Raw genomic sequence first — 22,229 nt, 5'->3', positions numbered from 1 at the left:
TTTCTCTCCACTACATTTCAAATCCGGGCGTTTGTAAAGGTTGAAGTTTTCTCCACCCGAACCGGCCCCGGCCGAGAAATCAGGTCTATTCGAGGGGAAAACCGTCCCATCGCGGGGATAAAAGTTCAACCTTACCCCTATCGCTGAAGGCGTTTACACTAAAACTACAACAAGTTCCCTAGGAGGGGTTATATGAAGATACAGAAATCCGGCGCAGCCGTTATGCTGGGCGCGGCGCTGCTGGCAACCTTGGCGGGCTGCGGCTCAAACGATAAGGAGAATGCCGGGGATGCCGGCGGCGAGGAAAAGGTTGTCCTTCAATACTACACCTGGACCGATGAAGAAGACTATATGAAAAAGGTCGTCGAAGCCTTCAACACGCAGCATCCGAATATTGAAGTGAAGCTGAATACCATCAGCAACAACGCCGACGAATACAACACCAAAATCATGAACAACCTGTCCGGCGGGTCCGAGATGGACGTCTACAGCATCAACGGCACGAGCAGTCTCGGGCTATATTCTTCCAAGAACCAGCTGGTCGACCTGACTGGCAAGGTTAAAGAGCTGAATCTCGATGTCGGCTCCTACGGTCCGAGCTTCCAGGACATCACGGACGTGCTGACCAGCGGCAAATATTACGCCCTGCCGTACCGGACCTCCCAGTACGCATTATTCTACAACAAAGCCATCTTTAGCCAGGCCGGCGTTGATGTTCCGTCGCAGATGACCTGGGACGAATACGCCGAGCTGGCCAAAAGCCTGACCAAAGGCGAGGGCGCGAACAAACAATGGGGCGGCTATTACGCCGACTGGATCACAGCGCCGCTGGGCGCGCTCCAGCAGGGAGCGACCATTCTCGACGACAATCTCGACCCGGTGGCCGGGTGGCTCGATTATCTGGACCGACTCTATTATAAGGACGCCTCGCATATGAGCTACAAGCAGATGAAGGCGGAGAGCGTCGACTGGATCAAGCAGTTTGAAAGCGGCAACGTGGCGATGATGATCAACGGCGAATGGACCATCAACATGCTGAAGGCAGATATTGCCGCCGGAAAAACCGATATCGCCTTCGATATGGCGCCGCTCCCGCTGCCCGCGGGCGTTGACGATCCGATCACCGTCGGCGGGGTGAGCACCTTTATCGGCATCAATCCGCAAAGCAAACATCAGGACGCGGCGCTCGAATTCGTGAAGTTCGTCTCCGGCGAAGCGGGCGAATCGATGATCGCCGAATCCAGCGTGCTGCCGGCCTACGCCAGCGACAAGACGAAGGAATCGTATTTGAACGCCACCGGCATCAAAGGCAGCAGTTATTTCTTTGAAGCGAACACCGTCGTCGAGAACCAGCCGGTCGCCGATATCGAACGGATCGGCCGGGTGTTTAACGAACAGCGCGATTTGTTCCTCTTCCAGGAAGAGGATTCGCAGACCGCCATCCAAAACTTCCTGAAACAGCGGTAACCCTTTTACCTTAGCTGCGGCGCGCGCTCGGCTTCCGCTTCGACCCCGGACGGAAGCCGAACCTGCGTTTTCAGGGAGCGATCAACTTACAGGAGGTGGACTTTCGCATGACGGCCAAACGTCTGCAACAATACAAGTCGTACGTGCCGGGAACGTTATTCATTCTACCCGCCTTCGCCTTGTTCGCCGTGTTTATCATGATTCCGCTCGTCTACGGCCTGGTCATGAGCTTCACCGATTACGGCGGCTTTAATATGAAGGCCCATTTCATCGGCTTCGATAACTATGCCCAGCTGTTTCGGGACGATTATTTCCGGGTCTCGCTGAAAAATAACTCTATCTACACGCTGCTGTTCGTCCCGCTGACGATGCTGCTTGCCCTCTTATCAGCGGTGGCGCTGAACAGCGTGCTGCATCTGCGCAAGTATTTGCGCATGGCCTTTTATTTTCCGCAGATTACGTCCATGGTGTCGATTGCGATTGTTTGGGGACTGTTGTTCAATCCGCTCTCCGGTCCGATTAACCAGATCCTCAAAGCGGTCGGCATCGCCCATCCCCCGGAATGGCTGATGTCCTCGAAATGGGCGCTGGTCGCCATCGTGCTGGTCGCCGTCTGGAAAAGCTTCGGCTACTATATGATCATCCTGCTCGCCGGCATCCAGGGCATTCCCGAGCATCTGTACGAATCGGCGCGGCTAGACGGCGCAGGTAAACTCCAGCAATTCTTTTACATTACGCTACCCAGTCTGTCCCCGACGCTGTTCATGGTGCTGATCCTGACGATCATTAACTCGTTCCAGGTGTTCGACCTCGTTTCCGTCATGACCGACGGCGGGCCGGGGCGCTCGACCAACGTGCTCGTATTCCGCATCTATCAGGAAGCCTTCATCAACTATCAGATGGGCTACGCTGCGGCGATGTCAGCCGTTCTGTTTTTCATCATCATGATTATCTCGCTGATTCAATTCAAGCTGGAGAAAAAATGGGTCACCTACTAGAAGGGAGAGAGCATGGATGCCGGAAACCCAAACCCAATATCCATCCATAACCGGGCGGCTTCGCGGCCTGCTGCTGCCGGCCATCCTGGTGGTGCTGTCAGTCGCGACGCTGTTCCCGTTTCTGTGGATGATCTCGGCTTCGCTGCGGACAGACGTCGATCTGTTCAAACATCCGGGCGACTGGATTCCCTCCAGCCTGTATCTGGACAATTACAAAGAGGTATGGACGGCGATTCCGTTCGCCCGCTACCTGCTGAATACGCTAAAATTATCCGCCGTGATTACGGCACTACAAGTATTGCTGTCCGCAATGTCGGCTTACGCCTTTGCCAAGCTGAAGGTGCCGTTCAAATCCGCCGTGTTCGTGCTATTTATGGCCAACCTAATGATGCCGTGGCATTCGATCATGGTGCCGCAGTTCTCCGTCGTCAGCAAGCTGGGGCTGTACAACACGCATACGGGTTATATTCTGATCCAGCTGTTCAGCGGCTTCGGCATTTTCCTGATGCGGCAGTTCTTCAAGAGCCTGCCCGACGAGCTTAACGAAGCGGCACGGGTGGATGGCTACAACGAATGGCGGATCTTCTGGCGGATTATGCTGCCGCTGGCCGCTCCCGGCTTGTCCACGCTGGCGATTTTCACCTTTACCTATATGTGGAACGACTACCTGGCGCCGCTCATTTACCTGAATGACGATGCGCTGAAGACGCTGCAGCTGGGACTGAAGGCTTTCCAGACCGAACACACGATGGATTACGGCCTGCTGATGGCCGGCACCGTGCTTGCCACCGTTCCGATGGTGATCGTGTTCCTGATCGGCGAACGGTTTTTCATTCAAAGCGTGGCCACGACCGGCATGAAAAATTAATTATTAATCGAGGTGCTGAATATGACTATTGCCAACCGGCCTTTTGTGCAGATTTCAGGAGAGGATTTCACCGTAGGCGGCGAAAAAATATTGTTCCGCGGCTTCGGGCTCGGTTCGTGGATGAACCTGGAGCATTTCATGATCGGCCTGCCCGGAACGGACACGATGATCAAACAGGCTTTTGCCGAAGTATACGGCAAGGCACGGGCAGAGCAGTTTTTCGACCGCTTCCTGCTGGAGTTCATGAGCGAGCGCGACTTTGTCTTTCTGAAGAAGCTTGGCGTTAACCATTTGAGGCTGCCCTTCAACTATAAATATTTCATCGACGACCAGCATCCGGGAGCGTACAAGAAGGAAGGCTTCAACTATTTGGACCACATCGTTTCCCTGTGCGAAAAATACGAAATTTACGCCATTCTCGACCTCCACTCCGTTCCAGGCGGGCAAAACCCCGATTGGCACTGCGATACCGCCTCCGGCCTGCCGCTGTTCTGGGAATACGGGGCGCTGCGCGATACCGTGATCGGTCTTTGGGGCCACATCGCCGCCTATTACAAGGATCAGCCGTGGATTGCCGCCTACGACATCGTCAACGAGCCGTCGCTGGTCAAAGACGCCGAGGTGTTCAATGATTTCTACCGCAAGGTTATCACCGAGATCCGCAAGGTGGACGGCAAACATATCATCTTCGTAGAGGGCAACGCCTTTACCACCGATTTCTCCATGATCGAGCCTGTCGACGATCCGCAGGTTGCCTACGAGTTCCACTTCTATCCGTTCGTTGCCGATCCGGCCGTGCTCACGCATGAGATGCCTCGTTCGCGGCGCAAGGAGATTTTTGCCGCAGCTTTTCAGGAATTGCTTGCGATCCGCGACAAATACAAACGGCCGGTGTGGTGCGGCGAGCTCGGTCTTGTATTCGACCAGGAAGACATCGATTACCAGATGGAGATTATCGAGGATATGCTCGACCTGTGCGAGCAAAACGATGTCTCCTGGGCGCTGTGGACCTATAAAGATGCGGCGACGATGGGCATCGTCTACCCGGGCGAGGATACGCCTTGGCGCAAGCTGACCGGGGAGATCAAGCTGGAGTGGAATCAGCACAAGGAGCAGGAAAAGGGCGAAGCACTTGTCGATTACATGGCCGCGACCTACTTCAAGCCGATTTCCGCGGCGGAGCGGTACCCGCTCCAGTTCCGGATGCGGACGATCATGCAGGCCATTGCCGTGGAACAGATCCTTAAGCCCCGCCTGAATAACCTGCCTTGGGAAGAGGCGTTTGCGCTGCCCGCCTCGTTCCGCTGGGAGAACTGCAAGCACTGGTCCGAGCTGGAGACGCTGGTGCGGAGCTACACACAGAAGTAAGGGTAGCCGGCATCAATCCCGGCATACGGCTTCATTTCGGCTTATTTCAACTTCACTGGTTTGCATTTTAAGCCAAAACAAAAAGCTTCCCCCGTGGGAAGCTTTTTTTGCGCTGCAGTCCTTTTACCCGGATTATCCATTAAAGATCGCCAGAATCGCGCGTTTCAGCGGACTCCATAGATGCGGATACTCCTGATGAATAAGACTGCGTACGGCATCCTTCGAAACGCCGCCGATGTGATTGTCCGGCGTGACCAGCGTGTATGCGCCGTTCACCGATTCGCCGATGGCGATATGCCCCGAGGCATACCCGCCGATGGCGATATGCGAAGCCACGGCCAAGCCGCCGAGTGAGAACAACCCCAGCGCGCAGCCGCCGACGGCAACGATGCCGAGTGCCAGGCCGCCAAAGGCAAGCGTGCCGACGGCAAGCCCCCCGGCAGCCAGCAGCAGTCCGATGGCCAAGCCTGCAAGACTCAGCAGGCCTAGCGACAAGGCGCCGAGGCAGATTCCGCCAGCGGAGACAATGCCGATCGCGAGGCCCCCGACGGCGATATTGCCGATCGCAACAATTCCCTTGGCCACATGAACGCCCCTTCCGGTGTTGATATGGATCAGCGGGAGGCCGAAAAGGGTTCGTTCGCTTTTGTATTCGTAGCGGCGGTAATCATAATAGGTCGGTTGCGGGGCATGGCCGCTCCATGCCTCCCGCGGTTCTTCTCGTTGTTCAGGCTGATTCTTGAGCAAATGGTCCACGCTTACGCCGAACAGCTCGCTGAGCGCAAGCAGCTTATCCGTTTCGGGTTGGGACTGCCCCGATTCCCACTTGGACACGGCTTGCCGGGAGACGCCGACGAGATCGGCGAGTTTTTCCTGCGACAGACCTTTCTGCTTGCGGAGCTGCTGCAGCTTTTCAGATATTTCCAATGCGATCACCTCCCCCTAATCATAGCGCCGGCCGTTGGTTATGACTACCAATTCAGGCTGGCAAATTGTCAACCACAGGTTGCGGAGAGGATTTTCAGGCCAATAGGTCCCTCATTTTCAATAAAAAGTAATTTTGTGAGTGATTTTTGTTCTTTTGCACAAATAAATCGACACCCATTCATTGACCCCGCAACCAAGGAAGCTTACAATTTGAGTAACTTGACTAACCGCCTAAGGAGCCCCTTTCAATGTATGAATTGACCCGTCAGCAAGCCCAGCATATCGTAGACCGGATGATGAAAGATATCCCTTACAACATCAACATTATGGACCGGACCGGCATTATTATCGGCAGCGGCAATAAAGCGCGGATCGGCACGCTGCATTACGGGGCGGCGCAAGCGATCAAGCAGCGGGAGGTCGTGGAAATCCGCGAGGATGGGCAGTATGTGAAAAAAGGCATCAATCTGCCGATCGAGCTGGGCGACGCTATACTCGGCGTTGTCGGCATCAGCGGCGAGGTGGAGGATACGCGACCATTCGGCAATCTGCTGAAGACGGCAGTGGCGCTGCTGATCGAGCAGAATATGGCGTTGGAGAAAAAAAATCTGCGGAATCATTTGAAGCAGGAATTTTTCAACGGGCTTATCCAGCCGGAGACGGCCTACACTTCGGAGCTGGCCGAGCAGGCGGCAACCTACGGCCTTGAGCTCAGCAAACCTTCCCAGGTCGTGCTGGCCGAGTTCCCCGGGGAATTCGCCGAGGATACGATCAAGTCGGTGCCTTCGTTCCGCGCGTCCAACCATTCGCTGTGCTTCATTCTGCAGGAAGCCGACAAACCCGCGCAGACGGATGCGCTGCTCCAAACCGTTCTGGAGCGCCACCCCGGCGCCGGCCTCGCGGTCAGCAAATGGAACGAAACGGTGGCCGAAGGCTATGCCCAGAGCAAAGCCGCCATGCGCGTGCTCCGGGGCGTCTATTTCAAGGAGAGTGCGATTCATTACTCCGCCTGCGAGCTTGTTGCCGATCTGGCGAAGCAGCTGCGGGCCGACCCCCGGACGGAAAGGCTCGCGCATCTGCTGGAGAAAAACGAGGAGCTGACCCGGACGCTGCAGACGTATCTCAGCTGCAACCTGAATGCCAACGAAACCGCGGCGCAGCTGATGATCCACCGCAACACGCTGCATTACCGGCTGAACAAAATCCACAGCCTCACCGGCAAAGACCCCCGGCAGATTCTGCAGCTCGTCGAGCTTGTGTTTATGCTGATTCACCGGGTATAAAATAACCCCACAAAGTGGGGTATTGGCTTCGAAGCAGAGTCAGGTACTTTGCGGGGATCCCGTTTACTTTTTATCAAAAGAGGATGTCCCCCGCGCCGGGCGCTTTGGGACATCCTCTGTGCGATTAACGGAGCAGGCGGGCGATGCTCTCCGCCGTACGGGTAACATTGGCCTGCCCTTCGGCAAGCAGGGTTTCGAGCGCCGCCGCTCCCGGCACGATGCCGAAGATCGCGTTGAAGCCCTCGTCATACAGGGTCTCGATATCCACGCCGATATAGCCGGCCAGCGCGATGACCTTTATGTCGGGATTGACGCTTTTGGCCGCCTGAGCTACGCCGAACGGCGCTTTGCCGAACTTCGTCTGGAAGTCGATGCCACCTTCGCCGGTAAAGCAGTAGTCCGCAGCCTTCAGCTTCTCTTTCAGCCGGGTGTATTCGATGACGATCTCGATGCCCTTTTTCATCGTGGCTTTGGTGAACGCCAGCAGGCCGCCGCCCAGGCCGCCCGCCGCTCCCGCCCCGGGAATATCGGCGATGTCGATGCCCAGTGCGCGCGAGATCACCGTGCTGTAGTGCCGCAGGTTGCGGTCCAGCGTCTTCACCATCTCCGGCGTGGCCCCTTTTTGCGGGCCGAACACCGCCGATGCTCCGCGCTCCCCGCACAGCGGATTGGTCACGTCGGAGGCGACCAGAAATCTCACGTTCTGCAGCTGCGGCAGCACCTGTGCCGTATCGATGCGCTCCAGCCGGTCCAGGAAGCCGCCGCCCGGCGGCAGCTCCAGGCCGTCTTTATCCAGGAAGCGGTAGCCGAGCGCCGACGCCATTCCGGCACCGCCGTCATTGGTCGCACTGCCGCCGACGCCGAGAATGATTTCGGAGATGCCCCGCCCGATGCAGTCCCGGATCAGCTCGCCCGTGCCCAGGGTTGTCGTGACCAGCGGATTTTTCGTGTCCTTGTTGACGTGGTGAATGCCGCTTGCCGACGCCATTTCAATGACGCCCGTTTTGCCGTCGCCCAGAATACCGTAACGCGCCTGCACCGGCGTGCCGAGCGGCCCGGTTACTTCTTTATCGATCAGGATGCCCCCTGTAGCGTCGACCAGCGACTGCACCGTCCCTTCGCCGCCGTCGGCCATGGGCACGTGTATGCACTGCGCATCCGGAATCGCTCTGCGGATCCCCGTCTCCATCGCCTCGCATACTTCCTTCGCGGTCATGCTTTCTTTAAATGAATCGGGTGCCAACACAAACACTTTGCCCATCATGAGATTCTCCGTTTCTTTATAAAATAAATCCGTACATAACGATGGCTACGATACACATCGTAAGGCCAACCACGCTTTCGAACAAGCCCACCTTCATCCGGTCCTTCATCGTCATGCCCATGGCGTTGCGGGTCACGTGGAAATACGTCCCGTGCGGCAGATGGTCGATAACGGTCGCGCCGGTATGAACCATGACTGCAGCGGCCAGCGGAGCCACGCCGGTGTTGATTATCGCATCCGCAAAGGAGCCGGTGGCCAAGATGACGCCCGTCGATGTAGATGCCGTTGCGCCGGCCATCAGAATACCGGCAATCGGAGCCAGGAAGGTACCGGACAAGCCCGACGCTTCCACCAGGGACACTACCTCTGCGGGCAGCGTCGACGCCGTAATCAGGCCGCCAATGGCACCCGCGCCGATAATAATCAGAATCGTCGGGGTCATCCGGTTCAGACCCGACGTGCAGAAATCAAGGATTTTGTTTGTTTTGCCGAGCGCAATGGAGCCAACGATGCCCGCGAAAGGCAGAATAAACAAGGAGTCGATCTTGAGTGACGCCAGGAAATCCACGCCAAGCATCGAGCCGACCGGACTGATCATCAGGAGCACGACCGCAATGACCGGCGCCACCAGCGCGCGGGACAGGGCCGGGAGGTTCGCGGAATTATTTTTCTCCAGTTCAGCGGCTTCTTCGTCCGTAACCTTGGTGCCCTTGTATTTCATCACGGAGGCCAGAATCACCGCGACCACCAGACCGCATACCGCCGGGACGAGTCCGCCGATCATGACCTGATTGACATCCAGCTTGAAGCCGCCCGCCGCTGCGATGGTGTTCGGATTCGGCGAAATGATGTTGCCGGCTTTGCCACCGCCCGACAAGGCGATCAGCAGCGCTACTTTGGAGTAGCCCATCTTATTGCCCACCACCAAGGCAATCGGCGCTACGATCAGCACGGCCACCGGAATGAACACGCCCACGGCCGTAATGATCATGGTTGCCAGCGCCAGAGACAACATCGCTTTCGTCCCGCCCAGCTTGTCCACAATGACCTTTGCGATCGTCTCCGCCGCCCCCGATTCCATCATCACCCCGGCGAATACGCCGGCAGCGATAATTCGGATGACGGTCCCCTGTACGCTTTGCGTACCCGAAATCAGAATCTGAATCACTTCGGTAAAATCGGCTCCGCCGATAAATCCGCCGACCACCGCGCCGAGTATAAGCGCATACGTCGGTGCAAGCCTCAATAAAATCAAAATGATTGCCAGTGCCAGACCGGCCAATGCGCCAAACCAGCTAATATCCAATGCCGCACTCATCGTTGTTGCATCCCCCTCAGGATCGTATAAAATAAATGCTCTCCATACATGTTCGAAATTTCACATATGCTTTGGGCTGGCCTTCCAATAATAAGACCCCGCCGCCTGTAGTTCCCCTAGTCCGCGCGTGTTCACTAAGTTGAATACGGTTTCATTATATGTGCATTTCGGGGCCGAAACAATTGATATTCCGCTGAATCTTATTGTGCAGATGCACTATGAAAACAAACCAATTTCATAGGGATCGAAGACGAAATCCGGCAAATTCAGCGAAAATCAGCCCTGTTTTCCACGAAAAAGAGGGAGGAAGCCGGAAAAATGCCGCTGACTTACCAAAATACGTAAGCGCGTAGAGTGAGGCGGGCGGATGGGTGGTTTGGAATGAAAGCTGACGGGAACAGCCGGATGTTTAGTGGAGAGCGTATGGGCTGTGGAGTTTGGAACAGAATGACCCGGCCGGGGTTAACGATACGGACGGATCGCTGGAAACTGGAGTGGAAGAGCAAAAGTCTGCGCATCCTTGGGAATGAAGGCGCTGATGCCTGGAGTATTGCTGGAGCCGCTGAAGCGGATAAGATGCGCAGTGGTTTGAAGCTGTCGAAGAGCTATCGTGGAGATACATTGTGCTTGTGCCTGTGAATTCTCTGTATGTTGTTTGAAATGTTGTATTTTGGGGCGTGTTACGGACACCACAGCCGTTATTTGCTCTAAAACACCGTTTCTCCGAGACTTACGGACCTAAGCGCCGTTATTCCACGTATTTAGAGCCAAAACGTGGGCTTTTTCCCGAATAACGGCTCTGGTGTCCGTAAGAACGGGAAATAGCCGTTTACGAATAACAGAAACTAACCGTGTGCAGCTGCAAAAAAACAGGACCGCTCCCCCTTCCCGGGAGGCGGTCCTGTTTGCTTACACGAACTCCAGCGTGCTAAGCGCTGCTGGACCGTTCAACACGATGTAGACGTCCTGGCGTCCGCTCACGCCGCTCAGCGCGACGATGTACTCGCGCCATTCCTGCGCACCGCCGGCTGCAAGCTCGACCTGCCCGGCCAGCGAGCCATCCGGGCTTTGCAGCCGGACTTCCGCCGCTGCCGCAGCGCGGCTGGCGATGCGCAGCTTGGCGCTGCTTGCGCCAGCGCCAAACTCGGCGTCCGCGAAGGCGATCCAGCCGGACGCGCCCTTCACTTCCGCGGCGCTGCCGCCTTCATGGCATTCGCCGATGATGATGCCTTCATAGGCATCATAGTTGATCGCCTGCACCGGCTGCAGCAAGTCGCGCGGAGGAATCACTTCGCCCTGTACCACAAGCGTAGCGCTGACCGGCAGATTCGCCGAAGACGCGCCGGCCAAGAAGGTAAACGCGCCGCTTTCGATGCAGAAGCGGTCGCGGGTTACGTCCCAGATGGCCAGCTCGGACAGCGGCAGCGTAAATTGCACTTCAGCCGTTTCTCCCGGCTGCACAAGCACCCGCTTGAAGGCCAGCAATTGCTTCAGCGGACGTTTCACGCGCGACTGCTCCGCATGGCCGTACACCTGTACGACTTCTTCGCCGGCAACGCCGCCCGTGTTCGTCACGCGAACCGTCAGCCCGATCTCTTTCTCCGTGTCCACTACCGCCCGTGCCCGGTCAAGCGTTACGCCGTCGTAACGGAATGTAGCGTAGGACAGGCCGTGACCGAACGGATACAGCGGTTCCCCCGTAAAGTAGCGATACGTTCTGCCGCCCTTGATGATGTCGTATTCCATGAACTCCGGAAGCTGGTCCACCGATTTGTACCAGGTCATGTTCAGGCGTCCGGCCGGGTTGACGTCGCCGAAAAGCACATCGGCCACGGCATTTCCGAGCTCCTGGCCGGCATGCGTGGTGTAGACGATGGCCGGTGCATGGGCATCGGTCCAGTTCAAAGCATACGGATAACTGCCGACGACGACCACGACCGTATTCGGATTCACCGACAGCACTTCGCGGATCAGGCGCTCCTGCGACTCCGGCAGCGTAATGTCCGGACGGTCCATCGTTTCCTTGCCGTTGATCAGCGGATGGTTGCCGACAAAGACGATCGACAGGTCGGCGCCGCTGGCTGCTTCCTTCGCCGCTGCGTATTTGTCCGTAACGGTCTCCAGTTCAAAGACATCGGCGCTGAGCTTCTCTTCTTCGTCCCCAGCTACCGACGCCGCGCCCGCCACGTTGATCTCGTTGGCGGTTTCTTCCGCGCTGCCGCTGCCGACGAGCAGTTCGCCTGTTCCGTTCTTCACCGTAACCGGCACATCGTTCCAGGTGGAGAAGGTTACTTGGCCTTCGCCCTCGCCGGATGGGCGAACGAGGAAGACTTCCTTCGTGAACCACTCCCAGATCTGGTCGGCGGATGCCTTCACGATCCGGTCGTCCGTCGTAACATACTTGCCGTTATCCTCGGCAATCGCCGTATGGCTGGCCCAACCCCAGTCGGTCAGCTCGAATACCGCTGCCTCTTCGGCCGCTGCGCCGCTGGCCGCAAGCGCCGCCTGCTCGCCGTCCTGCAGCTGCACATACCGGCCGTTGCGCTTGGCCTTCAGCTTCACGCGGTCCGTGCCCGGCGTGAAGCTTGCCTCGCCGCCGAAGCCGTTCAGCTTCGCCTGGATGCCTTCCAGCGGAGTCACCGCATACGGCAGCGAACCGCTGTACCAGTCGCGGTAGACTTTGCCGCCGAGCGGCCCGATCACCGCAACCTTCTTCAGCTTGTCCGCTTGCAGCGGCAGGATGCCGTCGTTCTTCAGCAGCACGACTGCTTTGCCGGCCGCTTCGCGGGACAGCTCCGCGTGCTCGGGAGCCAGAATCGCCGATTCGTCGATTGCGGCGTACGGGTTGCCTTCTTCCGGATCGAATTCGCCGAGCCGGAAACGGACGCGGAACGTGTTCTGCAGCGCAGCGTCCAGGTCGCTCTCTTGAAGCAGCCCGTCTGCCAGCGCCTCACGCAGCGCCTGCTTGATCAGCTCCCCGTCGTCGGTAATGCTGTCGATGCCGCCCTCGCGCACGGAACGGGCCACCGATTCCTTATGGGTCTCCAGGTAGCCGTGGTCGCGCACGGTGCCGGAGACGTCGAATGCGTCGCTGACGACAAAACCGTCCATGCCCCACTCGCCCTTGACGATCTCATTAACCGCCGGCGTCAGGTTGGCCGGAACGCCATTGATGGCGTTATACGCCGTCATCATCGACTGGGCGCCGCCCTCTTTGAATGGAATTTCAAACGCCTTCAAATAATATTCGCGCATGTTACGCGGGTCGATGCTGACCGACTGGTCGCCGCGGCCCACTTCGTTGTTGTTGCCGATAAAATGCTTCAGGGTCGCAACCGCTTTCAAATATTTCGGATGATCCCCTTGAATGCCTTGCACCAATGCCGAGCTCAGCTTGCCGGCCAGCACCGGGTCTTCGCCGTAAGCCTCTTCCGTACGGCCCCAGCGCGGATCGCGCTCCATATCGACGGTCGGCGCCCACAGCGTCAGCCCGTTGATCTCGGGATTGCGCTTGAAGAAGCCGCGCGCCTCGTCGCCGATCGCGCTGCCGATGCGCTGCATCAGCTCCGTATCCCAGGTGCAGCCGAGGCCGATCGGCTGCGGATAACCGGTCGCTTCACCGAGCCAGGCCATGCCGTGCGCGGCCTCCGTGCCATGTTTATACGCTTTCACGCCGAGGCGTTCCACCGCCGTCTGGTATTGAATCATCAGCCCTACTTTTTCCTCCAGCGTGAAACGGGACACCAGATCGCTTACCCGTTCTTCAAGCGGAAGGGAAGGGTTCTGAAATGGATATTGCGTGGTTGTAGACAATGAAAGTCCTCCTTTGGGTAGATTCCCTCAAGCGTATTTTATGACAGCTTGCCCATTCCCGAGTACCCGCAAAATTAGATGCGTTTTCATAGACTATTAGTGGCCCGTCATACCGTCCTCGATCCGTTTCATAAATTCTTCGGCCGCGCTGTAACCGAGCTGCTTCAAATACCAGTTGTTCGCTGCCGCCTCGATCAGACCCGCCACATCGCGCCCCGGCTGCAGCTGCACCTCGATATGCGGGATTTTCACGCCCAAATACTCCGTGAACTGCGGCGTCAGCTCAAGCTCGTTGTTCAGTGCGTTCTCCCGCCAGGGGGCCAACTCGATATCGAGCACGATCCGCGTTTCATCCTGAAACGCCCTCCGCCCATACTGGCGCACAACATTGATCAGGCCGATGCTGCGCAGCGCCAGGAACTCGCGGGTCGTCTCGTTATGCGTGCCGAGCAGCGTCGCTGGACCAAGCTTTTTCAGCACGACGATGTCGTCGGCCACAAACCGGTGGCCCCTGCGGATCAGCGTATGGGCCGTTTCGCTTTTACCGATGCCGGACTTGCCCCGCAGCAGAATGCCGATCCCCGACACATTGACGCACACCCCATGAATCGACAGCTCCGGTGCCAGCGCCTTGACCAGATAGCTGTCCAGCTTGGCGATGAACTCGTTGGTCGTCTCCTCCGTCCGCAGCAGCGGGATGCCTTCCTGGTCGCAGAACAACTTCAGATAAGGGATTTCCTGCTGGCCGGCCGTCACGATAAAGCATGGCGGATGATATTTGACGATATTGCCGATATGCAGCTTGCGCTCTTCGACGGTCAGGGTCAGCAAATAAGTAATCTCCTTGCGGCCCAGCACCTGTATCCGGTTCATTGGAAAAAAGTCGAAATACCCCACGAACTCCAGCCCCGGCCGGTGCGTCCGCTGGCGTGTAATCTCGCGGCTCATGCAGGCGGCCCCCGCCAGCACCTCCAAATGAAACGTATCCGTGATCTTTTGAACCGTCACTGCTTTCATCGATGATCTCCTCCTGCGGCTTGATTGTGCTCCTATTTTAACTTGTCCTCTTTCATTCTGGGAAGGAAATAACAGAAACGGGCCCGCTAAGGCCCGCTTCTGGGTACTCGTTATATTTTAAACTTACCAACCAGCTCCAGCAATTCCTCGGCCATTTTTGCAAGTGCGGAAGCCGAGCTGTTCATTTCCTGCATCGAAGCAAGCTGCTCCTCCGCGCAGGCCGAAACCGTGTGCGTCCGATCCGCGATGCCGTCGGAAACGCCTGACACCGAGCCGAATTCGTCAACCATCTCCTGCGTGCTGCGGGACATTCCGCTTGAGGCCGCGGATACCTCCCGGATCTCCTCGCTGACGACCTGAACCGCCGCCTCGATGTTAGCAAAGGATTCTCCGGCTAACGTTACCGCCTTCATCCCGACCAAGACCTCTTCTTCGCCTTTTGCTGCTTTTTGTATGCTGATACTGGTTTCCTGTTGAATATCCTTGATGACCTCGGCGATCTGCATACCCGATTGGGTGGTTTGCTCCGCAAGCTTTTTCACCTCGGCGGCCACCACGGCAAATCCTCTTCCGGCCTCTCCTGCCCGCGCCGCTTCGATCGAAGCGTTCAGGGAAAGCAGATTCGTTTGGCTTGCAATTTCCGTGATAAACTGGATGATCGCACCGATCTCATTCGATTTGGACCCAAGAGACTTAACGGAATCCGCAAGCTCCAGTACATCTCTTTGGATTTCATTCATCTGGCCCACAACCTTCTGAACCGCCTTTGTCCCTTCTGCGGCTACAGAAGAAGCGTGAGTCGTGGAGGCTTCGACACTTTGCGCCCGATCCGCGATATTTTTGGCCTCCAGGTCCATCTGTTGAACCATGCCAACGCTGCTCGATATGGAGGTAACCTGAAGGTTCGCTCCCCGCGCCAATTGTTCCGTAATCTCGGCAATATGTTCCGTTGCTTGGCTGGTTTGCTCCGCTCCGGCTGTAAGTTGTTCGGAAGAGGCAGCAACCTGAGTGGCGTGTATGCTGATTTCTTCAATTAAGTGGCGCAAATTGCCGGCCATCGTCCGAAATGCCGAAGCAAGCTCCCCAAATTCATCTTTGGAGTCAATCCCCACTTTAATATCCGTTAAGTCCCCGGCGGCGATTTTTCCGGATACCGCCTGGAGAATGCGGATGGGCTTGATGATTCTCCGGCTGATGAGAATAGCTGTAGCTGCGCCAACAATAAGGGAAAAAACGGCGATGAGCTCCATGGTTAATTTGGAATTTTCCTCGCTGCTCTTTACCTCTGCGATGTCCTCGTCGACTTCCTGCTGTTCATTGACAACCCACTCATTGGCGGCTTCCACGAACTTATCAAGGACCGTATTTTCGGTTGCCGCGATTTGGTTAAGCGCTTCGGTATCCCCTTTGGATTTGGCATCAATCATCTGGTCCGAAATGCTGATGAACTGCTCCTGCAACAAATCGAGACCGTAATAAATCTGCGTCTCATCATCTTCTTCTGCTCCAATTAAAGGGCCGATATTGGTATGTAATTGGTGAAATTGTTTTCTCAAAGCGGCATAATCATCGAGTTTCTTTTTATCGCCGGTAACCAAAAAATCGGAGACCGCTGCACGTTCGCCCTGAATCGTTGTATTCAGATCTTTGATAAGCCCTATGACGGCTACACTGCTATTCAATAAGTCACTATAGGTTTTATTCGTCTTTGAAAGGTCATGGAGACCAAAAGCGCCTAATAACACCATCAAAACGAGAACCAGACCGAATCCGGTATACAATCGCGTATTAATACTCCGGGACCACCGGCTAAGTTTACTCATTCGAGTCACCTTCCTGCTGCAAAATCTTTTCCGCTTCCGTCCGGAAGGTGCTGGCCGCTTGCTCCGGGGTTATATAACCTGCTACCAGATTGTTTTTGGCAAGCTGAAGCGCATTGGTTATCATTGTCGATCCTTTTGGTGCAGGCGGATCAATCGGCGTAGAATGTTTGGCCACATAATCAATCAGACTGTATTGTTCCTTGGACTGTGGAGAAGCCTGGCTTTCGAGCCGGGTCTTGATTTTTTTCGCTATGGGCACGCCGCGTTCCCCTTGTAAAATATCATTCGCCTCTGGATTGTTCGTAATGTAATTGATAAACTTAACGGCTTCCTCTTTGTGTTCGGAGAAAGCAGACACCGCTAAAAATTGAGAAGGTTTAAGGAAGTTCCCGTCCTTTCCTCCAGGAATCGCAGGCAAGTTGAGCAGATTAATCTGTCTTCCCGCCAGTTTTCCCAAGGCAACGACCTGATTGCTGGACGTCGGGTAAAAGGCCGTTTTCCCTTCGGCAAGGGGGTTATTGGCCCCGACACTGGTCGAACTCAGGTCAATATCCGGATTAAGAAGCTTCTCATCCGTCCACTTCTTAATGATCTTGAAATACTCCGTCAGGCTCGAATCTGTGTAGCCCAATCCGGTTCCCTCTTTATTGTAAAGCGTCTCTCCTTTGGATCGGAGATAATACGCGATGTCCGGAGCGTTACCCAGCGGGTAAAATCCCGGGATATCTACTGTGTCTCTTAACGTCTTTAGAACAGTGTAAAAATCATCGAACGTATAACCGTTCTCCAAGGTGACTCCGTAATTCGCCAGAAAAGCAGGGTCATACGCAACAGACAATACGTTGGTCCCCATCGATATGACATATTGCTTGCCTTGCCATTGGCCTGGGGCCAAATATTGCGGGTCGACATCGGAGAGATCCAATGTTTTATTGTCCATATAGGAATTCAAAGGCTCAAAGAGTCCTCTTTGAATATAGTTGAAGGCGAAACTGTAATCGACCTGAACGATATCGGGAGGCGTTTGGTCTGCCGTATCTATGGCCAGCTGAGTGGCAACGGCCGCCGCATTCGGGAAGTCTTTGGTCTTGAAATTAATATTGGGGTTTTCCTGATGATACTTATCGAGAACCTTCTGCGTGATCTCCTTTCTTGCCGGGCTGCCCCACCAATAAAAATTCAGGGTGACCGGCTCGTCCTTCTGCACGGATTTTGTATCATTTGCCTGATTCGAAGAACAACCTGCAAAGCTTAAAGCAAGAGTTGTCGACAAAAAAAGACATGCGATACGTTTAAGACTGTTTTGACCCATCGTGAACTTCCTCTCAAACTAGGATGATATGCATGTTATCGGTTCTAAGGTGGGTAAACAGTGATAAAAAACACTAAATTTCGACAAAAAGTTAATAATCATTTTTACTAAATGATTAGTTCCGGTGGAACCTAAGCCCTCCCAAAGTGACAACACTGTCACATGGGGATCCCCTACTTCCATGGATACCAAACGGACTCCTCTTTATATTAAGAGTATGGAAAGAATACCAATGGAGGAGCGATATAATGCAGACGATCATTCAAACGAAAAACCTATCCAAGCAATACGGAGCAACGCCGGTGCTGAAAAATATCGACCTCGCCATTCAGGCAGGGGAGCTCACAGCGATCATGGGACCTTCGGGTTCCGGCAAATCGACGCTGATGAACGTGCTGTCGACCATCGACCGGCTGTCCGGCGGGGAAGTGTGGCTGGAGGGCAACGCATTGCTCGATATGAAAAAGCAGGCGGCCCGGCAATTCCGGCAGGAGCGCATGGGGTTTATTTTTCAGGACTATAATTTGCTCGATACCTTGACCGCCAAGGAAAATATCTTGCTCCCGCTGTCCCTGCGCAAGTATAAAGCCGAAGAGATGGAAGAGCGGCTTGCGCCTATCGTTGCCGCACTGAACATTGAAGGCCTGATGAACAAATATCCAAACGAGCTGTCCGGCGGGCAGAAGCAGCGCGTGGCCTCGGCCCGGGCGATCATTACCCATCCGGCGATCGTCTTCGCCGACGAACCGACCGGTGCGCTCGACTCGCGTTCCGCCACGCAGCTGCTGGAGCAGCTCGTGCGACTGAACGAAACGTTCGGCACCACCATTCTCATGGTCACCCATGACGGGTATGCGGCCAGCTACTGCAAACGGGTGATCTTCTTACGCGACGGAAGCATTGTGAATGAACTTTATGCAGGCGGGCAGAACCAAAAATCGTTCTACGACCGCATCCTCGATGCCCAAAGCCTGATGGGGGGCAAATCCCGATGAGTTTGACGGAGCTGACACTGCGGAACATCAAACGCAACTTCCGGCTGTACAGCGTATATTTGTTCTCGCTGGTGGCCGGCGTTATCGTCCAATACACCTTTTCCGCGCTGATGTTCAATAAGGACGTGCTGGAGGCGCTGCAGAACCGGGCGAATTTCCAGACAGGGGCGGCGATCGCTTCGGTCGCGGTATTTTTGTTCATCATTTTCTTCATCCTGTATGCCAATTCGTTCTTTATGCGCCAGCGGAAAAAAGAGTTCGGGATGTATCTGCTGTACGGCTTGTCGGAAAGGCAGGTTGTGCGGATGGTGTTCCTGGAGACCTTGGCGATCTGCGCCGTCTCGCTCGTGGCGGGGGTGCTGCTGGGCGGGCTGCTCTCCAAGCTGTTCGGCATGCTGCTGATGAACATGATGGAATACAACCAGACGGTGGCGCTGTCTTTTCCGGTAGAGGCGATCGCATCGACGGCCGGACTGTTCTTCCTGCTGGCGCTGATCATCAGCGTGCAGAGCTATTTCATGGTGAACCGGCTGCAGCTGACCGAGCTGTTCCATGCCAAAACGAAAGCCGACAAGCCGGTGCGCGTCTCCGCCTTCTGGGCGATTCTCGCCGTGCTGCTGCTGGCGCTGGCCTTCACGCTGATCTACAGCGGCAAAGGATCCGCCGTCTGGCAGGATTACGCTACCGCAAGCCTGATCGCTACCGCCGTCGGCATTATTGCCGGAACCTACCTGTTCTTCCGCCAATTCGCGGGCTGGCTGCTGCAGCGGATTGCGCGGCGCCGGACGTACCATGAAGGCAATACCGTCCTGTGGACCTCGTCGCTGCGTTTCCAAATCCGCGGCAACACGCTCAATCTATCGTTTATTACGCTGTTCGGCGCGCTCATTATGATGCTGATGTGCTTTATGACGATCAACTACAAGGTGCAATTTGAAGCCGTCGGACGAAATATCCCGAACGACATCGCCTTTCAGTCGCTGGATTCCGGCACGAACGCGCGGATTGATGCCCTGATTAACGGCTCGGAGCATCCCGCGCGTTATCATCTGACGCAGGAGGCGCTGGCGGCCTCGGCGGTAACGGGGATGGAGGCCGCGTTCGACAACCCTGAATATTTCTCAGAGGGTCTGCTGCTGGTGCCGGAAAAAGAGTTTAATGCGCTTGCGGATCTGCGGGGCGACAATCAAAGGGTAGCGTTGGCGGGGAACGAGGCGGCGGCGTTGTCGCAGGGCTCTGATTTCCCGAAGGCTTTTGCGCCCGGGGAGACGCCGGATTTTACGGTAAAGACGGGGTCAGGTACAGAGACCACGTTCAAGCTCGGCGAAAAGAAAGATTATGCCTATCTCGGCTGGTCGACCAACCCGGAGACGTCCATGGATACGAAACCGGCGGTGTTTGTCGTTTCCGACGAAGCCTATGAGCGTCTGCGCGGCGGAGCCGAGATCAGGACCTTCGAAATTTACGGGCTGGAAAACGCCAAAACGGCCGATGCGCTGTCCGCCGAGGTATACGCCATCGTGAAGCAGACGCCGGACGCCTATTACTCTTCGTTCGCCGACGTCTACTCCAAACAGATCGAAGGCTCGGCGCTGATGCTGTTCAGCAGCGGCTTTCTGGCCCTGATCGCCACATTTGCGCTGGCCAGCGTCATTTATTTCAAACAGCTGCGTGAAGCGACCGAGGAACGCTGGCAGTACGGCATCCTGCGCAAGATCGGCGTCGACAACCGGCAGATCAAAAATGTGATCCGCAAGCAGCTGCTGTTTGTCTTTCTGCCGCCACTGGTGCTGGCGGTGTTGTACAGCTGGTCGATCATCAAGGCGTATATTCTGGAGTCGGTGAGCGATTTCCCCGAACTGCCGGGCATTACGTGGGGTATCATCGGGGTGTACTTTCTCGTTTATTTGCTGCTCTACCTCTCTTCGGCGAATCTCTATTATAAAATCATCAGCCGGGAAGCTTAAGCTTCCCGGAGTAACAACGGCCCGGACAGGCGATAAGCCTTCCGGGCCGTTTCTATTCAAATAGGGCGGGCTTTACCGTACCGTCTCCCAATAGGGATCATGGTGCTTAGGAAAATGAACGGTAAATTCCGTAAACTGCCCGACCGCCGACTCGCAGGTCAGATAGTGCCCCAGCTTCTTCGACAGCTCCTGGGCCAGATACAAGCCCATTCCCGTCGATTTCGCATGGCTGCGTCCGCCCGCCCCGGTAAACCCGCGGTTGAACACGCGCGGCATATCCCTCGCTTCGATTCCGATGCCATTGTCGCGGACGGTAAGCAACCTCTCCTCCGCCGTTTCATGCGAAGACAACGTAATCTCCCCGGCTTCTGAGGTATATTTCAAGCTGTTGGAGAGCAGCTGGTTCACAATGAACAGCAGCCATTTCGGATCGCTTTGGACGACCGTCGGCGAAAGCTCCAGCCGGAGCTTCACCCTTCGCGCGATAAACGTCTTGGCGTGCGCTTTGACCGCCTCGCGCACCAGCGGCTCCACATCGCAATTCACCAACTCATAATCCTGATTGAAGCTGTCGAGCTTGGCATAATAGAGCGCCTGATCGACGTAATGCTCAATGCGGGACACTTCCTCTTCGATGCCGCGGGGATCCATTTCGGTCTGCTGCATCAGCCGCAGCACGGAGATCGGGGTCTTGATCTCGTGAAACCAGGAGACGATGAAATCATAATGTTCCTTCTGCTTCGCCTGGACTTCGTTCAGCGCGCGGATATGGGCGATCTGCGCGGCATCGAGCGCTTCGCGGACCGCCTCGGCTTCCAGCGACAGCGGCTCCGCTTCCTCCGGCCCGGGATGCCGTACCGCATACAGCACCTTTTGATACCGGTACACGAAAAAAGCAAAGACCACAAAACCCGCCAACGCCAGCGCATACAGCAGCGTCTGCCGGTGCAGCCGGGTTCCCGGATCGGTCCAGAACACCAGGATGGTGGTCAGGAACACCGCCCCCGTCAGGATAAGGTAAGGACGCTCATATTTCAAAAATCGCCGGAAGCTCATTCGAGGATATACCCCATTCCTTTACGGGTGGCGATAAAATCATCCAGCCCGAGCGCCGCGATTCTGCGCCGCAGCCGGTTCACGTTCACGGTCAGCGTATTGTCGTCGACAAACTGCTCGTCGTTCCATAATGCCTGCATCAGCTCGTCCCGCGAGACAATCCGCCCGATATTCCGCAGCAGGGTCTGCATGATCAGCGATTCGTTCCGGGACAATTCGGCGGTCTGGCCTTGATACTGAACCGTGGAATTGGATAGATGCAGCACAAGCTGGCGGTGGCTGAGCTGCAGATGGTCCTCCTGGTAGGTATAATTACGCCGCAACAGCGCATTCACCTTCGCCACCAGCACTCCCAGATCGAACGGTTTCTGGATAAAGTCGTCCCCGCCCATATTGATCGCCATAATGACATCCATGTTTTGGTTGCGGGAAGACAGAAAAATAATCGGCACCTTCGAGACACTGCGAATCTGCTGGCACCAGTAAAAGCCGTCGAACACCGGCAGATTGATGTCGAGCAGCACGAGATGGGGCTGCGCCGCTTCGAATTCGGCCAATAAATTGTCGAAGGCAGCGGCCTCGATCACTTCAAACTGCCATTTGCGCAGCGCACCGGCCACAATCGTGCGTATTTTGTCGTCGTCTTCGATCATCAGGATGCGAAACATCCGATTCCCTCCTGCCTGGCCAATGTCCAATCCCTGCCATTATACCATGCTTTGGGTTCGGGATTCGCTCGGCCGGGTGCTGGCA

Annotated in this window: 16 protein-coding genes; 7 read left to right on the top strand and 9 right to left on the bottom strand. The window is 55.9% G+C overall.

Annotated elements, in window-relative coordinates; all coding sequences use genetic code 11:
* Positions 1-192 precede the first annotated feature (192 nt).
* From BMW84_RS15645 to BMW84_RS15630, 4 genes are all read left to right on the top strand, one after another.
* On the top strand, positions 193-1,467 hold the full coding sequence (locus BMW84_RS15645; protein ID WP_091070043.1) for an ABC transporter substrate-binding protein: 1,275 nt from the start codon (positions 193-195) through the stop codon (positions 1,465-1,467).
* Positions 1,468-1,574: 107 nt separating this feature from the next.
* A complete protein-coding gene (locus tag BMW84_RS15640) occupies positions 1,575-2,465 on the top strand; it encodes a carbohydrate ABC transporter permease (protein ID WP_091070042.1) in 891 nt (296 codons plus the stop codon).
* A 16-nt stretch (positions 2,466-2,481) separates the two neighbouring features.
* A complete protein-coding gene (locus tag BMW84_RS15635) occupies positions 2,482-3,333 on the top strand; it encodes a carbohydrate ABC transporter permease (RefSeq protein WP_091070040.1) in 852 nt (283 codons plus the stop codon).
* Between the two features lie 21 nt (positions 3,334-3,354).
* Entirely contained in the window at positions 3,355-4,701 is a 1,347-nt protein-coding gene (locus tag BMW84_RS15630; RefSeq protein ID WP_091070039.1) for a glycoside hydrolase family 5 protein, read from the top strand.
* 132 nt (positions 4,702-4,833) lie between these two features.
* Here BMW84_RS15630 and BMW84_RS15625 read toward each other — a convergent pair whose 3' ends face one another.
* Entirely contained in the window at positions 4,834-5,628 is a 795-nt protein-coding gene (locus tag BMW84_RS15625) for a helix-turn-helix domain-containing protein (RefSeq protein ID WP_091070037.1), read from the bottom strand.
* A 248-nt stretch (positions 5,629-5,876) separates the two neighbouring features.
* On the opposite strand from BMW84_RS15625, the gene BMW84_RS15620 reads away from it, so the two are divergent.
* The gene (locus BMW84_RS15620; protein WP_091070035.1) at positions 5,877-6,911 is read left to right on the top strand and encodes a CdaR family transcriptional regulator; all 1,035 of its coding nucleotides are present in this window, start codon (positions 5,877-5,879) and stop codon (positions 6,909-6,911) included.
* 124 nt (positions 6,912-7,035) lie between these two features.
* Here the strand turns inward: BMW84_RS15620 and BMW84_RS15615 are convergent, their stop codons facing one another.
* The 6 genes from BMW84_RS15615 to BMW84_RS15585 all read right to left on the bottom strand — a co-directional run bounded on the left by BMW84_RS15615 (position 7,036) and on the right by BMW84_RS15585 (position 17,458).
* Complete coding sequence (locus tag BMW84_RS15615; RefSeq protein WP_091070034.1) at positions 7,036-8,175, bottom strand: glycerate kinase family protein; 1,140 nt, start codon at positions 8,173-8,175, stop codon at positions 7,036-7,038.
* Positions 8,176-8,191: 16 nt separating this feature from the next.
* Positions 8,192-9,493, bottom strand: a complete 1,302-nt coding sequence (locus tag BMW84_RS15610) for a GntP family permease (RefSeq protein ID WP_091070032.1) — start codon at positions 9,491-9,493, stop codon at positions 8,192-8,194.
* Between the two features lie 909 nt (positions 9,494-10,402).
* Complete coding sequence (locus BMW84_RS15600; protein WP_091070028.1) at positions 10,403-13,306, bottom strand: glycoside hydrolase family 3 protein; 2,904 nt, start codon at positions 13,304-13,306, stop codon at positions 10,403-10,405.
* A 96-nt stretch (positions 13,307-13,402) separates the two neighbouring features.
* Positions 13,403-14,323, bottom strand: a complete 921-nt coding sequence (gene hprK / locus BMW84_RS15595; RefSeq protein WP_091070026.1) for an HPr(Ser) kinase/phosphatase — start codon at positions 14,321-14,323, stop codon at positions 13,403-13,405.
* A 110-nt stretch (positions 14,324-14,433) separates the two neighbouring features.
* Positions 14,434-16,146, bottom strand: coding sequence for a methyl-accepting chemotaxis protein (locus BMW84_RS15590; RefSeq protein WP_091070025.1), 1,713 nt, complete (start codon positions 16,144-16,146; stop codon positions 14,434-14,436).
* Positions 16,139-17,458, bottom strand: coding sequence for an ABC transporter substrate-binding protein (locus tag BMW84_RS15585; protein WP_091070023.1), 1,320 nt, complete (start codon positions 17,456-17,458; stop codon positions 16,139-16,141). Before BMW84_RS15585 ends, BMW84_RS15590 begins: the two co-directional genes overlap by 8 nt.
* A gap of 248 nt (positions 17,459-17,706) precedes the next feature.
* Between BMW84_RS15585 and BMW84_RS15580 the strand changes: the two genes are divergently transcribed.
* On the top strand, positions 17,707-18,453 hold the full coding sequence (locus tag BMW84_RS15580; protein ID WP_091070021.1) for an ABC transporter ATP-binding protein: 747 nt from the start codon (positions 17,707-17,709) through the stop codon (positions 18,451-18,453).
* Positions 18,450-20,420, top strand: a complete 1,971-nt coding sequence (locus tag BMW84_RS15575; RefSeq protein WP_091070020.1) for an ABC transporter permease — start codon at positions 18,450-18,452, stop codon at positions 20,418-20,420. Before BMW84_RS15580 ends, BMW84_RS15575 begins: the two co-directional genes overlap by 4 nt.
* Positions 20,421-20,492: 72 nt before the next feature.
* On the opposite strand, the gene BMW84_RS15570 is transcribed toward BMW84_RS15575, so the two are convergent.
* Both BMW84_RS15570 and BMW84_RS15565 read right to left on the bottom strand, forming a co-directional pair.
* Positions 20,493-21,476 (bottom strand): sensor histidine kinase, encoded by a 984-nt coding sequence (locus BMW84_RS15570; protein ID WP_091070018.1) that lies wholly within the window; start codon positions 21,474-21,476, stop codon positions 20,493-20,495.
* Positions 21,473-22,144: a response regulator transcription factor gene (locus BMW84_RS15565; RefSeq protein WP_091070017.1), complete on the bottom strand. Its 672-nt coding sequence runs from the start codon at positions 22,142-22,144 to the stop codon at positions 21,473-21,475. The genes BMW84_RS15570 and BMW84_RS15565 overlap by 4 nt, the downstream gene beginning before the upstream one ends.
* Positions 22,145-22,229: the final 85 nt, after the last annotated feature.

Origin of the sequence: Paenibacillus sp. NFR01 (genome assembly GCF_900111565.1) — a bacterium.
GTDB lineage: Bacteria > Bacillota > Bacilli > Paenibacillales > Paenibacillaceae > Paenibacillus_AQ.
Note: the sequence above shows the minus strand (reverse complement) of the source record. Positions and strands in the feature narration are given on the sequence as shown.